We start from the raw sequence: 14,533 nt of genomic DNA, 5'->3' as shown, positions 1-14,533 counted from the left end.
AAAACTTGGCACGTGGCAGCAATAGGCCTTAATCGCTTCCATGCATGGCTAGATAGTTTTGCCCATCCCAAAAAGAGAGGCTTTTTGCCGTTTTTTCAATTTATATATATGAAGGAAAATGAAATGGTATGAGATTTTTTATTTTATTCATCGACTACATTTTACTGTTGTTTCAAGCGATCTGATTATAGATAAGAGTAATCTTTTATGTTTTCGATGAATTATTATAGGGGAACTACTATTAATAGTAGAAGTTAAATTAATTCCATGAGAGGCACATGTGATTTTTTTGTTTAAAATATTTATATATATCAATTTTAATTTTTCAACATATAAGTTGCTGTTATACAGACTGCAACACGACCTGTACTCGCTTGCGCTCTTTGTTTTAAAACATTGCATGTGGCAGGAAAAGGCCATGACCGCTTCTATGCACGGCCAGATGCTCTCGTCCTCCCCAAAAAAGAAAGAGGTTTTTATGTCGGTTTTTTAATTTGGATATATATACATAGAAAAAATATTATCTGTTTCTTCTTTAGGAGTACCTAAGTAATAAAATCTTCAAGCTTAATTCTTCTATATTTGTTTTTTGTATGTTTTGACGTTACTTCATTATAAATGCGCCAAAAAAAATCTTTACGTTTTTTAAAAGTATATGCAACCTATTTTTTCTTTCTATTGTACTTTTTAAAATGATAGCATATAAGAATATTTTCTCTATCATTCTATATGGTGTACTATAAATCTATTTTAATTTTTTCAATATATAAGTCGATGCTATGCAGACTACAACATGACCTGTACTCGCTTGCTCCCTTTGTTTGAAACCTCGTCCGTGGCAGGAAAAGGCCCTGACCGTTTCTATGCACGGCCAGATGCTCTTGTCCTCCCTTAAAAGAAAGAGGTTTTTATGTCGTCTTTTCAATTTGGATATATATAGGTCGCTGCTATGCACAATGCAATATGATCTGCACTCGTTTTTTGTTTTAAACCTGGCATGTGGCAGAGAAAGACCCTGACCTCTTCTATCCATAGCCGGATGCTCACGTCCACCCAAAAAGAAAGTTTTTTAAGCGGTGTTTTCAATTTATATCTATATAAAATGTAAAATATATCCGTTATTACTTATTTTTAGTGGGAAATTTAAATTAATCTTATTAATTATCCGTATTTTTTTTTAAGATTATTGCAAAGTTTTATAAAAAACTCTAATATTAAGTTATCTCTATTTAACTAAAAGGTGATATTATGATTATTGGAAATGTAGTGAAAGAAGTTCTTTCTTATAGAAAAGGGCAGATAGAGAAAAAGCTAAGTAGTCCAAAAGCTTTTATGAGTAGTTCATTTGGAGTGGCACTTCAAAATGAAACTGCGAAGGAAGTGAAAATGGATAAGAAGCTTTCTCAAGTAAGAGAGAATCAAAATGTAGCAACTGAGATGGATGTGAAAAATGCGGAACCTTTGCAAGTTGCTCAGCAGGAGTTTTCGCGTCGTTTTTCTGATGTAACAAACACGGATATGGATACGTGGGAATTAACGAAAAAATATAATATTCAAAATGTACGATCTAAGAATGAAGGAAAGTATGCGGATATTATTCAAAAAGCAAGTAATACATATGGTATTCCCAAAACGTTAATTCAGAAAATGATCGAAGTAGAATCAGATTATAATCCAAATACAGTCTCTTCAGCAGGCGCAATGGGGTTAATGCAGCTTATGCCAGATAATGTGAAGGAACAAGGTGTGAAAAATCCATTTTCACCTGCTGAAAACATCGAAGGTGGTGTGAAGGAATTAACGGGATATTTAAAAAAATATAATGGGGATCTCGTATTGGCACTTGCAGCTTATAATGCAGGATCAGGAAATGTGAAAAAGTATGGGGGTGTACCACCGTTTCAAGAAACAGAAAAATATATTAAAAAAATATTAAACGTTGATGTTTCCAAGTAAAGTTTCTTATATAAAATAGAAATTTTGTAAACACGATATGGGAGTTGCTAGAAATGAAATTACATGATGATATTCCACTAACAATTCATTTTGAAATTGGAAAGACGAAAAAGAAGATTGATGATCTGCTTCACATTACAAAAGGAACATTGTATCGCCTTGAACATTCCAAGAAAAATACAGTGCGTATTATGTTAGAAAATGAAGAAATTGGAACCGGCAAAATTTTGACAAAAAGCGGCAAAATGTACGTTGAAGTTGTCGAGTTGAAGAAATAAGAAAGGGGATTTTCATGAGCGGTGATAAATTAAGTCAAGAGCAAATTGACGCGCTGTTAAAGGCGATGGATGAAGGGGCAGAAATGCCAGATTTTGCACAGGAAGCAGAGAAACAAGGCAAGTTTCAAGAATATGATTTTAATAGACCAGAAAAATTTGGTGTGGAGCACTTACGGAGTTTACAAACGATCGCGACGAACTTTGGAAAACAGACGGCTCAAGCGCTTGCAGCCCGAATACGTATTCCAATGGAGCTTGATCCGTCGACAGTGGAGCAAGTTCCATTTACGAGTGAGTATGTAGAGAAAATGCCGAAAGATTATTATTTATATTGTGTTGTTGATCTAGGCTTGCCAAATCTTGGTGAGATTGTTATTGAAATGGATTTAGCTTTCATCATTTATATCCATGAGTGTTGGCTTGGCGGAGAACCGAAGCGTGATTTTACACTTCGTAGACCGTTAACATCATTTGAATTTATTACATTGGATAATGTATTTTCTATTCTTTGTGATAATTTAAAACGATCGTTTGAAAGTATAATTGAGATACAACCGCACCTTGTGGCAACAGAAACAGATCCAAATGTTCTTAAAATTACAACGGCAAGTGACATTATTTCGTTGTTAAACGTGGATATGAAAACGGATTATTGGAATACAACAGTACGATTAGGCATTCCGTTTTTATCTGTTGAAGAGATTATGGATAAGTTAACGTCAGAGAATATTGTTGAACACTCTTCTGATAAACGAAAAACATATTCTACAGAAGTGGAAACAGAAGTGCAAAAAGTTCGTAAACCGATACATATCGCGATTGGTGAAGAGAAGATGACAATCGGCAACCTAGAGCAGTTTGAGGAAGGCGATATTATCCCATTACATACAAAAGTAACAGATCAATTACGTGGGTATGTTGATGGGAAACATAAGTTTAATTGTTTTATCGGAAAAGATGGGCAGCGTAAAGCATTTTTATTTAAAAGCTTTGTAGAGTAAGAGAGGGAGAGTAGGATATGAAGCATGAAGTATCTTCTGTTATGTTAGTAGATTTAGATGAAGTTGTAAAAGAGTATAATGAGCAATCAAAAGCTCATATTGAAACAGTTTCAGATATCTCTATTGAACTTGGTGTGCGACTTGGCAGGAAAAGTGTAACACTAGCTGATGTGAAAAAACTGAAGGTTGGTGATATTTTAGAGGTAGAAAAAAACTTAGGGCATAAAGTCGATGTATATTTAAGTGATGAAAAAGTGGGAATTGGTGAAGCAATTGTGATGGATGAAAATTTTGGAATTATCATTTCTGAAATTCAAGCCGATAAGAAAAAAGCGATATTAGCTGCGGCGAATGAGAATGAATAGAGGAGGTGTCATATGAGTTATATGACAACCTTGGTGCAAGTTGTATTATTATTTGGTGCTCTCGGATATGGTGCCTTTTATATGATGAAAAAGACGAGGAAACATCAGTTTTATAAGCAAGGGGAAAATGGTTTGATTCAAGTGAAAGATGGCTTGTATGTCAACCATCAAACGAGTGCATTCTTATTTGAAGTAGATGGTAAGCAAGTATTTACTGTTATAGGTAATAACGGCAGTCATTCCATCCAGTTGTCAGGAAATCAGTTTCATAAAGTATTAGAAGAGGCGATAAAAGAGGAAAAAATTCAGCAGAAAAAAGTAGAGGATGCATCATGAAAATAAAAAAAATTATATCTTCTATTAGTGTTATTTTTGCATTTTCTATTGTTTTTTGCATTATTTTTGCAAATGCAGCGTACGCAGAACCAAATGGATTTATTCATTTTGAAAATGGAAAAGAGTTTACGAATAATTCGAGTGTACAACTTTTTCTACTTGTAACGCTATTATCGCTATCTTCATCTATTGTGCTTTTGTTTACGCACTTTACTTATTTTATGATTGTTCTTGGCATTACACGTCAAGGACTCGGTGTTATGAATTTACCACCTAACCAGGTGCTGGTTGGATTAGCTCTGTTTTTATCGTTATTTACGATGCAGCCTGTTCTTGGACATTTAAAAAGCGATGTCTGGGATCCGATGACGAAAGATAAGATTACAGTGAGTCAAGCTGCAACGAAGACAGAACCAATTATGAAAGATTATATGGCAAAGCATACGTATAAACATGATTTGAAAATGATGTTAAAAGTTCGAAATGAAGAGTTGCCAAAAGATGTGAAGGATATTTCTTTATTTACTCTCGTTCCGTCTTTTACATTGACTCAAATTCAAAAAGGCTTATTAACAGGGATGTTTATTTATTTATCGTTTGTTTTTATTGATTTAATCGTTAGTACATTGCTAATGTATCTCGGAATGATGATGGTGCCACCGATGATTTTAAGTTTACCATTTAAAATACTCGTTTTTGTATATTTAGGTGGATATACGAAAATCGTCGATATTATGTTTAAAACGGTTGCTTAAGAGCCGATTAGAGAAAGAAATTTGTTTGTACAATACGTGATAGGAGTCATATTTGCATGAATATATCACCAATAACAGAAATATTTCAAACTTTTTTCTATAAAGGTTTTGAAATTTTACTTCCGGTTGCGGGAGTAAGTATGATTGTTGTTATCATTCTTGCGGTATTAATGGCAATGATGCAAATACAAGAACAAACACTTACGTTTTTACCTAAAATGGCAAGCATTGTTCTTGTTATTATCATACTTGGACCGTGGATGTTTCAAGAAATTACAACATTAGTTTTAGATTTATTTGACAAAATTCCGACGTTGCTGCGTTCGTATTGAAAAAGGGTGACGGAAAATGAATATGGATTTATGGGTTGCGACGTTTTTTGCGTTTTGCCGTATTACATCATTTTTGTATTTTTTGCCTTTTTTTTCAGGACGTTCCATGCCAGCAATGGTGAAAATTACATTTGGGCTCGGATTATCGGTTACAGTCGCTGACAAAGTGAATATTTCTCATATTGAGACGATCTGGGATATTGTCGGTTATGCGGGTACACAAATTGTAATTGGGTTAACACTTTCAAAGATTGTCGAGTTTTTATGGAACATTCCCAAGATGGCGGGACATATTTTAGATTTTGATATAGGTTTATCACAAGCGAGTTTGTTTGATGTGAATGCTGGTTCGCAGTCGACACTAATTTCAACAATGTTTGATATTTTCTTTACGATTATTTTTGTTGCACTTGGCGGAATGGATTATTTTGTTGCGACAATTTTGAAGTCGTTTCAATATACAGAAGCAATTTCACAACTATTAACGAAGAGTTTTTTAGATAGTTTATTAGCAACGTTATTATTTGCAATTACGTCTGCGGTAGAAATTGCACTTCCGCTTATGGGCTGTTTATTCATTATAAACTTCGTATTAATTTTAATTGCAAAAAATGCACCGCAACTTAATATTTTTGCGAATGCATACGTTTTAAAAATTACGTGCGGCATTTTATTTATTGCAATGAGTGTACCGATGTTTGGATATGTGTTTAAAAATTTGACAAGCGAATTGCTCGATGAATATACGAAACTATTTGACTTTTTGTTAACGAAATAGAGGGACGGTTATGGCAAAAGATAATAAAACAGAAAAAGCCACCCCGCAGAAGATTAAAAAAGCACGCGAAGAAGGGAACATTGCCAAGAGTAAAGATTTAAATAACTTGTTTTCTGTGCTTGTTTTAGCAACAGTTATTTATTTTTTTGGTAATCGCTTAGGGTATGATATTGCCAATTCTGTTGCGGTGCTATTTGATCAAATTGGAAGTAAGACGAATACAACCGAGTACTTTTATTTAATGGGTATGCTTCTATTAAAAATATCAGTGCCTATTCTTGTGCTCGTTTATGCATTTCATATGCTGAATTATATGATACAAGTACGTTTTTTATTTTCAGCAAAAATTATTAAACCGAAAGCATCTCGTATTAATCCGAAAAGCTATTTTACGAGATTGTTTAGTAGAAGAAGTATCGTTGATATTTTAAAATCTTTATTTTATATGATTCTTCTTGGCTATGTCGCATATGTCATAGTTAAGCGGAATTTAGAAAAACTTGTGAGCATGATTGGGTTTAATTGGAGTGCGTCACTTGTTGAAATTATGAAGCAAATCAAATATATATTTTTAGCCATTTTGATTATTCTTGTTGTTGTTTCTATTATTGATTTCATTTATCAGAAATGGGAACATGCACAAGATTTAAAAATGAAAAAAGAAGAAGTGAAAAAAGAGCATAAAGATAACGAGGGAGATCCAGAAGTAAAAGGAAAGCGGAAAAGCTTTATGCATGCGATTTTGCAGGGAGCGATTGCAAAAAAGATGGACGGTGCAACCTTTATTGTGAACAACCCAACTCACATTTCTGTTGCTCTTCGTTATGATAAGCTAGTTGATGCAGCGCCGATTGTTGTAGCAAAAGGTGAAGATGAGCTGGCATTATTTATGCGAACGTTAGCGCGTGAACAAGATATACCAATGGTGGAAAATCGTCCACTAGCACGTTCGTTATATTATCAAGTTGAGGAAAATGAAACGATTCCGGAAGATTTATATGTTGCTGTTATTGAAGTTATGCGCTATTTAATTCAAACGAAACAAATTGAAGTATAGGGCGCGTTTGGAGGAGATTTTGTTTGTTTAAGATAGATTCAGCAAGAACTTATTTTTCTATCTTTTTGGCAGTGTCATTTATCGTGGCACTTTTAATCCCATTGCCGCCATTTATATTAGATGTCGTTATTGTCTTTTTACTTGGTATGGCAGTTCTCGTGTATATGCGGGCAACGAGTATTAAAGAGTGGGATGAGTTAAAGACATTCCCAACATTACTATTATTGATTGGAATTTTCCGTGTTTCGATTAACGTTTCGACGACGCGAGCTATTTTAACGAATGGGAATGCTGGTCATGTTATTGAAGAATTCGGTCAGTTTGTTATTGGCGGAAACTTATTAATTGGTATTGTTATTTTTATCGTACTGATTATCTTCCAGTTTATTGTTGCAAACGGTTCTTCTCGTACAGCAGAAGTTGCGGCACGTTTTACACTTGATTCTTTGCCAGGGAAACAGATGTCAATTGATGCGGATTTAAATCAGCGCATTATTACAGACACAGAAGCAAAGGACAAGCGTAAGAAATTAAATATGGAAACAGAGTTTTACGGTGCAATGGACGGTGCCGGGAAATTTGTAAAAGGCGACGTTATATTTAGTATCGTTATCTTATTCGTGAATATTATTTTTGGTTTAATTGTTGGGATGATGCAGCAAGGAATGGGATTCCAAGAAGCTGCCTATCATTTTACAAAATTAACGATTGGCGATGGAATCGTGAACCAAATCGGTTCGCTATTACTAGCTATTTCGACAGGGATTATTGTTACACGTGTATTTGATGGTTCAGACGATACGGTGAACGAAGGTATTTATAAAGAGTTAATGGCCCATGACGTTGTTGTATATGCACTTGGAGGCCTATTTATTGCAATGGGTGTATTTTCACCGCTACCACTTATCCCGTTCTTAATTGTTGGTGGTGGAATTATTTTCTTAGGGTACACCAATAAGCAGCGTTTGAAGAAAGAAAAAGAAGAAGAGCTGCAAAAAGAATTAGAGATGATTCAAAGTGATGAAGATCAAATGAAGAAAGTGGAAGATTCATTTGGTGTCTTTACGGATAAATATCCAATTATTGTTGAACTTGGTCTGGATTTAGCAGCACTTGTGAAACAAAAAATTAACGGGGAAACAGCGCGAGATAAAGTTGTATTAATGCGAAAATCGATTATTACGGATTTAGGTATTAATGTCCCTGGAATTAACTTCAAAGATAATACGAGCTTCAGACCACGCGGACGGTATGTGATTCGTATTAAAGGAGCAAAGGTAGCAGAAGGCGTTTTAAAGTCAGGTTATTTATTAGCACTGAAAACACCAAATGTTATGGCTGATTTAGATGCTGAACCAGCAAAAGATCCAATCTTTGGAGAAGATGGTTACTGGATTTTAGAGCATGTTGTCCAAGATGCACAAATGAAAGGCTATCAAGTGTTAGAACCGCTAAGTATTTTAATTACACATTTAGATGTAGTGATTCGTCGTAATGTGCATGAACTGCTGCAACGTCAGCATGTAAAAGATTTAATTCAATCTTTAGAAAACGATCATGGCGTATTATTGGAAGAAATTAAGAAGAAGGAAATCGATTTATCTCTTATTCAGAATGTCGTGAAGCAACTGTTAAAAGAAGGTATTTCCATTCGAGATTTACCAACCATTATGGAAGGTATTATTGACGGAAAAGAGATTTATCAAAATCAGGCAGACGGTGTTACTGCTTTTGTACGGGAATGTATTTCAAAAGTAATTTGTGAACATGCGAAAAACTATGATGGGAAAATTTATGCAGCGTTGTTCTCAGATGCAATTGAACTTGATGCTGACGTCGTAAATAACTCGTATCAAGGATATTTATTAAACTGGGATTTAGAGCAAGAAACACGTGTTATTGATCAAATTCAAAACATTTTTAAACAGTCTCGTTTAATGGGACGAGATCCAGTTTTATTAACCCGTCGTAAAGATTTCCGCTTCGGTATCGTAAGGTTACTTGACCGTTATCAAATAGAAGCGAAGGTACTATGCATCAGTGAATTGGCACCTGAAATTGCGGTAGACCAAATTGCATATATTGAGTAAGGCAGAGGTGAGAGAATATGGAAAGTGCAGCACAGAATGAAAGCATGAAGCGAATTCAAGCGTATTCTAAAAACGAATTGTATCATAAACTTTTTGAAGAGCACGGAAATGACTATTACTATGTTGTGGCTGAAACAGCAAAGCGAAAGATGCCGTTCTTTTGGAAAAAGCAATATGAAATGATTGTGAAATTTCCTGAAAAAAATGAAGAAAAACAAGAACAAGTTGCTACAGAAGTAAAAGAAGAACAATCACAAGAGACGATTCAGATGCAGAAGATACAATCGATTTTACATGACCTTGAGAATAAAACGCATAATATTCCGTATAAGCCAAAGCCATTTGCTCAAAGTGAAGCGTGGGTGGAGCAGAAGCAAAAATTACTGCAAGTGTTTGACAAGGGACTTGTTGTAATGAAAACTGTAGAAAAACAAGAAGAAAAAGTAGAAGTAACTACTCATGTTGCAAATCGAGCAGTACAAGAAACTGAGCAAGGGACATCGGTCCCATTCATTATTAAAAAAGTACTGCGTACACTTGAACAAAATGAAGTGGAAGAGCATTTCTTAGCAGTATATGAAAAGAAACTGCGAGCAAAGTTTGAACACACTTCGTTGATTACAGAAGAAGAAGTTTTGCAGTTTATTTTTGAAGATATGAGTGAATATTTTCATACAGAAAATGTGTTTGAGAAGGAAGTACAAACGATTGCGTTAATCGGACCGACAGGTGTTGGAAAGACGACAACACTTGCAAAGATTGCTTGGCAGTTATATGAGCAAAATAAAACGGTTGGATTTATTACAACAGATCATTCACGGGTTGGAACGGTTCAGCAATTGCAAGAGAATGTGAAAGTAATTGGGGCAGAAGTTTTGGCAGTGCGTGATGCAGCAGGAATATCGCAAGCACTTTCCTATTTTAAAGAGGAAGCACCAGTCGACTATATTTTAATCGATACAGCTGGTAGAAATTATCGTACGTTAGACTCTGTACAAAGTATGGTTGAAATAATGGAACAAGTTCAACCAGATTATATTTGCTTAACGTTATCAGCTTCAATGAAAAGTAAAGATATGGTCGAGATTATTACAAACTTCAAAGATGTGCGTATCGATGGGTTTATATTTACGAAGTTTGATGAAACAGCAAGTAGTGGTGAGCTACTAAAGATTCCAGCTGTTTCATCTGCACCAATTATCCTTACAACAGATGGACAAAATATTACCCAAAACTTGCATATTGCAACAGCTGAACATTTAGCAAAACAAATGTTATATATATCATAATAGAGAGTGAGGTGAAGAATAAGGTTTTTGCCTTATTCATTACAGTATGAATGGTTTATATGTTGGTTCTATGGGAATGATGAACTATATGCAGCACATAAATGTGCATGCAAATAACATCGCTAATGCCCAAACAGTAGGATTTAAAGCAGATCAAATGACATCAAGAGTTTTTGATACACATGAAACGTACCGTCAAGTAAATAGAAGTGAAACTGCAATTGGAACAGTTGATTATGCAGTTGTACCAGCTGCCACACATGTAAATTTAACTCAAGGTACAGTACAAATTACCAATAGTGCTACTGATTTTGCTTTAGAAGATGGAAATACGGGTGCGGCTTCTTTCTTTGTCGTTTCAAAAAATAATCAAACGTATATGACAAAAGATGGTCATTTTACTGTAAATGCAGATCGCTACTTACAAACAACATCTGGTGCATATGTACTGGATGGTAATAATAATCGTATTCGTATTCCAGAAGGTGCGAAACTTTCTGTGAGAGCAGATGGTACTCTTTATAATGAAGAAACGCGCCAAACTATTGGACGTTTACAAACAAAATCAGTTGATGCAACTATGAAAGCGCGTCTTGTAAAGCATGAAGATAAAAGCTTTACAATAGATGGAACGAACATTGCTGATTTACCAAATGGAACGTCAGTTGTTCGCAACTACATGTTAGAAAACTCTAACGTTGATATGGCGAAAGAATTGGTAGATGTTATGACGAACCAAAGGATGGTTCAATCATCGCAACGTGTGATGACAACATTTGATAAAGTGTATGATAAAGAATCGAATGAATTATTAAGATAAAGAAATGCCCGCAGAGGGCATTTCTTTTTTGTATGTTAAAATAAGGAAGAGAGGAGTGAGGGAAATGAAATTAGATATTGAAAGAGTTGTATTTATTGGTTGTACGTTTGAAGAGTATTGTGATATGTTCCAATTGCATTGTTAGCGCAAACGTTATGTATGCATGAAACGGTGAAAGTAGATTATATAGTAGCAGCTATTCCAACGTTTCTCGTTGCGATTTTCACACGGAGTTCGCTTGGGGCTGTACTAACAGGAGTCATAGCGGTGTTTTTGTTGCGTTTCTTTCTATTTCATGATTAGAACAAGAATTGACTAGAGAAAATTTTCAATGATGTAAGTTTCACAGTTTAGAAAAAGGAGTATCTCAAATTGTATCGAACTTTGTAGTATAACGATTTCTAGGGGAGGATGCCATGATTATTCTAGCAAGCGGAGTTATTATGTTTATGCTATTTCTCTGTTTTGTAATAGGATTTACTGTATATAAAATGCTTGTTCAAAAAGTGACGCCTCAAATTTACTACACGCCGTTCGATTCCATTAGCGCACAATCGCGTGTGGAGTTCCATGAAGAACAGGGAGATAGGGAAAAACGTGCGGAGAAAGATAACGATAGATAATTACACATTTATGAACTATAAATGGAAGGTATATGAACTTCAAAAAACGTGGGAATAAAAATTCTCATGTCTTCTCAGCACTTTCACCACAGCAAATCCTATCATTTACAATTTGGATGCTTCTTGCATACGTTCTCTATTTATTGATTCCTATTTGGATCGAAAGAAAAAATAAAAACATAACAGAGGAGTAGGTGTTACTTCTCTGTTATGTCTTGAAGAAAAGAGCGTATAATCTCATACCCTTGAGTTGCAGCTTCTTTGTTGTATGCTTTAGAAAATGGATCGAGAAATCCGTGTTCTCCGTTCAGTTGCTTTATATTTAGAAGTTGATGACTTTTATCTTGTAAACTTCCAATTAAAGCAGAAACTGAAAAACTAGTTTCGTTTGCTGGGAATAATAAAAGCGCCGGGCATTTCGGTACAATATTTGTGTAATCACGAATGCGTGAACCATAGCATCCGATAACAAAATCAATTCTAGTATCTTCACTACATAACCAAGCAATTGTTGCACCAACGCTAAATCCGAGAACGCCAACAGAAGCATAGTTATTTTGCAGTTCAGTGAGCAGACTGTCAATCTGTTGTTTTCCCTTTTCAAAACCAATGTTATTCATAAAATGTAAGTATGCTTCTGTTTCTTGATCGTAATCAAAAGGAGAGTAGCGCTGTAATAAATTTGGACAAACCACGTCTATAGTCGAGGATGAAAATGTCTGAATGACATGCTCTATATGTTCGTTGATTCCGTATATTTCGTGTAGGAGTAGAATTGCCGTTTTCTGTTCCATTAAGATTTTTTCTCCTTTATGGCTTGATACTCTCTTTCAACAAGACAAATTCTTGTATGAAATTGTTCATACCATTGTTCTCTACCTCTTTTTCTAGCAACGGTATGGGCAGCGTGTTCTTTCCACTGATTGATTGCTTCAAGCGATTCCCAGTATGAAATAGTGATACCAAATCCAGTTTCATTACGGACGCTTTCAACATCGATAAAACCAGGTTGCCTAGCGGCTAGCTTTACCATTTCATCAGCAATGATTTCGTAATCGTCAGTTTCAGATGATAGCTGGGAAGTGAAGATGACGGCATAGTATGGCGCTTTATTCATTATGTTGCCTCCTTACTATTCAGTTTTCTTTTAAGTTTATCACGAAATCTGAATAGTGTGTCATTTTACTCAGGAGAATTATTAATTTCATTTACCGTAATGAATGTAATATTAAACAGTAAAGAGAAAAATATATGAGGGTCTTCTCGCTTATGTGTTTATTGGCTTCTTATATTTCCTCTAAGCTGTTAATGGGAACGGTAAGTTCACGATTTGGATTTGTTGCCTCGTATATGCGTGCAGTTTCATTTGTTTCATCGACATGTTGAATCATAACAGACATGCCTTGAAATGTTACGTTTGTTTGTTCCATTGACTCTGAAATTTCTTTCGCTCTTTGAATGTTCATTTTCAAACTCCTCTCTATATCCGATTGGTAAATCATCAAGATGGAAGTTTTCTTGTACTATTATTTTCCCTAAGAACAAGGAATAATATACCAATTGGTAGAGAGTTTAAAGTTTTTGAATCATTTGTAATGTTTCTTTAGTGAAAGAAGAGAACACCGGAGCATGGTAATCTTGCATAGTATTGTGTGCTTGTTGTGCTTCATACAGTGCTTGTTCTTTATCTTCTAGGTGCATATAGCATAGTGCACGAAAAGAGCCTGCTGTAGTCAGTAATGCTTGGTCTATTGGATGATGCGTATAATCAGGAAATGTTACTTGATCCAACTCATGTAATGCTTCGTGATACCGCTCTAAACCATATAATGCTTTTCCTTTTTCAAGATAATAAAAGCCGTTTTTTTCGGACTCTAGCTGTGTGATAAGCTCTTTTCCATATGTTTCAACATGAGAAAGTGCTACTTCATATTGTTTCGTGATCGTATTATGAAAATAACCTTCTAATAAATGAAGAGTGCTTAATGACAACGTATTTTCTGTAAAGGTGGCAAATTGCTTTGCTTTCTCTAAATTGTGTAAATATCCTTCTGTATCTTTAACAAATATAGCTTGAAAAGATAAAATACGGTAAAACTCATCCATTCTATAGTACACTTGATTTTCTTTAGAAAAATTAAGTGTTTGTAAAAGGATAGCTTTACATTCCTCATAATTCCCAAGTGCTAATAAAATAATAGCTTCATACCAAAAAAGCTCAATTTGCATGATTAAATCCATTTCTAAATGTTTTTCTTTATATTCGTCACGAATAGAATGAATTAATTGTAAGCACTCATTATATTGTTTGTGTCGAAACAATGAGTAGTAGGATATTAGCTTTGTTTCTGTACTTTCCCGATATAAAGCGTATTTTTCAAAAATGATAATTGTTTTTTCGATATACGTATGTACATCGGAGTTTCCCATATAAGTTGCTACTTTTGCATATTGTTTATATAAACGTGCAACGTTTAATGTAGACGGTAGTACATCATGCACAATAGGATGGAGGATTTCATAGACATCTTTAAAGCGCATATCTTTTATATATTGTTCCATCTTTTGTACAAGAGAAGCGAGTTCAATCGAGTCTTCTTCTAACAAAAAGCTCGCATCGCAGCCGAGTTTGTCAGCAAGATAATGCAACGTTTTCATAGAAGGAGTTGCCTTACCATTTTCAATTTGACTGAGCATGCTTTTTGTTAGTTCTGTCCCAGCAAGTTCAGATTGGGTAAGTTTTTTTTCTTTTCGTAATGTCCGAATTTTTTCTCCGAGAGTAGTCATGGAACTCCTCCTTTTACATAAAAGTTAAATATAATTAAACTTTTATATTGCCAAATTCTGAAAATT

General features: G+C 34.8%; 16 protein-coding genes and 3 pseudogenes. 15 read left to right on the top strand and 4 right to left on the bottom strand.

The genetic code is table 11. The features are described 5' to 3' along the window. Window positions 1-1,248 precede the first annotated feature (1,248 nt). From V7024_RS24355 to V7024_RS06565, 15 genes and pseudogenes are all read left to right on the top strand, one after another. Window positions 1,249-1,368 (top strand): annotated as a pseudogene (locus V7024_RS24355) (lytic transglycosylase domain-containing protein); the annotation flags it as partial. A gap of 84 nt (window positions 1,369-1,452) precedes the next feature. After that, a pseudogene (locus V7024_RS06630) lies at window positions 1,453-1,956 on the top strand (lytic transglycosylase domain-containing protein); the annotation flags it as partial. A 53-nt stretch (window positions 1,957-2,009) separates the two neighbouring features. Beyond that, window positions 2,010-2,234 carry a flagellar motor switch protein FliN gene (locus V7024_RS06625; protein ID WP_020060532.1) on the top strand — a complete coding sequence of 75 codons (225 nt, stop codon included), beginning with the start codon at window positions 2,010-2,012 and terminating at the stop codon, window positions 2,232-2,234. 14 nt (window positions 2,235-2,248) lie between these two features. After that, window positions 2,249-3,235: a flagellar motor switch protein FliM gene (fliM, locus tag V7024_RS06620; protein ID WP_335517320.1), complete on the top strand. Its 987-nt coding sequence runs from the start codon at window positions 2,249-2,251 to the stop codon at window positions 3,233-3,235. Window positions 3,236-3,252: 17 nt separating this feature from the next. After that, a complete protein-coding gene (locus V7024_RS06615) occupies window positions 3,253-3,600 on the top strand; it encodes a FliM/FliN family flagellar motor switch protein (protein ID WP_335517317.1) in 348 nt (115 codons plus the stop codon). A 12-nt stretch (window positions 3,601-3,612) separates the two neighbouring features. Then, window positions 3,613-3,936, top strand: a complete 324-nt coding sequence (locus V7024_RS06610; RefSeq protein WP_335517313.1) for a flagellar motor switch protein FliN — start codon at window positions 3,613-3,615, stop codon at window positions 3,934-3,936. Then, window positions 3,933-4,691: a flagellar biosynthesis protein flip gene (locus V7024_RS06605; protein WP_335517309.1), complete on the top strand. Its 759-nt coding sequence runs from the start codon at window positions 3,933-3,935 to the stop codon at window positions 4,689-4,691. The genes V7024_RS06610 and V7024_RS06605 overlap by 4 nt, the downstream gene beginning before the upstream one ends. A gap of 56 nt (window positions 4,692-4,747) precedes the next feature. Further along, the gene (locus V7024_RS06600) at window positions 4,748-5,023 is read left to right on the top strand and encodes a flagellar biosynthetic protein FliQ (protein WP_335517305.1); all 276 of its coding nucleotides are present in this window, start codon (window positions 4,748-4,750) and stop codon (window positions 5,021-5,023) included. A 16-nt stretch (window positions 5,024-5,039) separates the two neighbouring features. Further along, window positions 5,040-5,801 (top strand): flagellar biosynthetic protein FliR, encoded by a 762-nt coding sequence (locus tag V7024_RS06595; RefSeq protein ID WP_335517302.1) that lies wholly within the window; start codon window positions 5,040-5,042, stop codon window positions 5,799-5,801. A gap of 10 nt (window positions 5,802-5,811) precedes the next feature. Then, window positions 5,812-6,858 (top strand): flagellar type III secretion system protein FlhB, encoded by a 1,047-nt coding sequence (gene flhB / locus V7024_RS06590; RefSeq protein ID WP_335517300.1) that lies wholly within the window; start codon window positions 5,812-5,814, stop codon window positions 6,856-6,858. A gap of 23 nt (window positions 6,859-6,881) precedes the next feature. Next, complete coding sequence (locus V7024_RS06585; RefSeq protein WP_335517297.1) at window positions 6,882-8,948, top strand: flagellar biosynthesis protein FlhA; 2,067 nt, start codon at window positions 6,882-6,884, stop codon at window positions 8,946-8,948. Window positions 8,949-8,965: 17 nt separating this feature from the next. Next, window positions 8,966-10,237, top strand: coding sequence for a flagellar biosynthesis protein FlhF (flhF, locus tag V7024_RS06580; protein WP_335517294.1), 1,272 nt, complete (start codon window positions 8,966-8,968; stop codon window positions 10,235-10,237). Between the two features lie 46 nt (window positions 10,238-10,283). Then, window positions 10,284-11,057, top strand: a complete 774-nt coding sequence (locus V7024_RS06575; RefSeq protein ID WP_335517291.1) for a flagellar hook-basal body complex protein — start codon at window positions 10,284-10,286, stop codon at window positions 11,055-11,057. Window positions 11,058-11,180: 123 nt separating this feature from the next. After that, window positions 11,181-11,360, top strand: a pseudogene (locus V7024_RS06570) (AzlD domain-containing protein); the annotation flags it as partial. A 113-nt stretch (window positions 11,361-11,473) separates the two neighbouring features. Continuing rightward, complete coding sequence (locus tag V7024_RS06565; RefSeq protein WP_335517288.1) at window positions 11,474-11,680, top strand: DUF3951 domain-containing protein; 207 nt, start codon at window positions 11,474-11,476, stop codon at window positions 11,678-11,680. A gap of 197 nt (window positions 11,681-11,877) precedes the next feature. Here V7024_RS06565 and V7024_RS06560 read toward each other — a convergent pair whose 3' ends face one another. The 4 genes from V7024_RS06560 to V7024_RS06545 form a co-directional block, all read right to left on the bottom strand. After that, window positions 11,878-12,474, bottom strand: coding sequence for a dienelactone hydrolase family protein (locus tag V7024_RS06560; RefSeq protein ID WP_335517285.1), 597 nt, complete (start codon window positions 12,472-12,474; stop codon window positions 11,878-11,880). Continuing rightward, complete coding sequence (locus V7024_RS06555) at window positions 12,474-12,797, bottom strand: antibiotic biosynthesis monooxygenase family protein (RefSeq protein WP_335517282.1); 324 nt, start codon at window positions 12,795-12,797, stop codon at window positions 12,474-12,476. The genes V7024_RS06560 and V7024_RS06555 overlap by 1 nt, the downstream gene beginning before the upstream one ends. A gap of 169 nt (window positions 12,798-12,966) precedes the next feature. Then, window positions 12,967-13,146 (bottom strand): H-type small acid-soluble spore protein, encoded by a 180-nt coding sequence (locus V7024_RS06550; protein WP_090912300.1) that lies wholly within the window; start codon window positions 13,144-13,146, stop codon window positions 12,967-12,969. Window positions 13,147-13,252: 106 nt separating this feature from the next. Next, entirely contained in the window at window positions 13,253-14,467 is a 1,215-nt protein-coding gene (locus V7024_RS06545) for a helix-turn-helix domain-containing protein (protein ID WP_335517278.1), read from the bottom strand. Window positions 14,468-14,533: the final 66 nt, after the last annotated feature.

The sequence above is a fragment of the Bacillus sp. JJ864 genome (assembly GCF_036963045.1).
Taxonomy (GTDB): domain Bacteria; phylum Bacillota; class Bacilli; order Bacillales; family Bacillaceae_G; genus Bacillus_A; species Bacillus_A pseudomycoides_C.
This window is presented reverse-complemented; position numbering and strand designations above follow the sequence as displayed.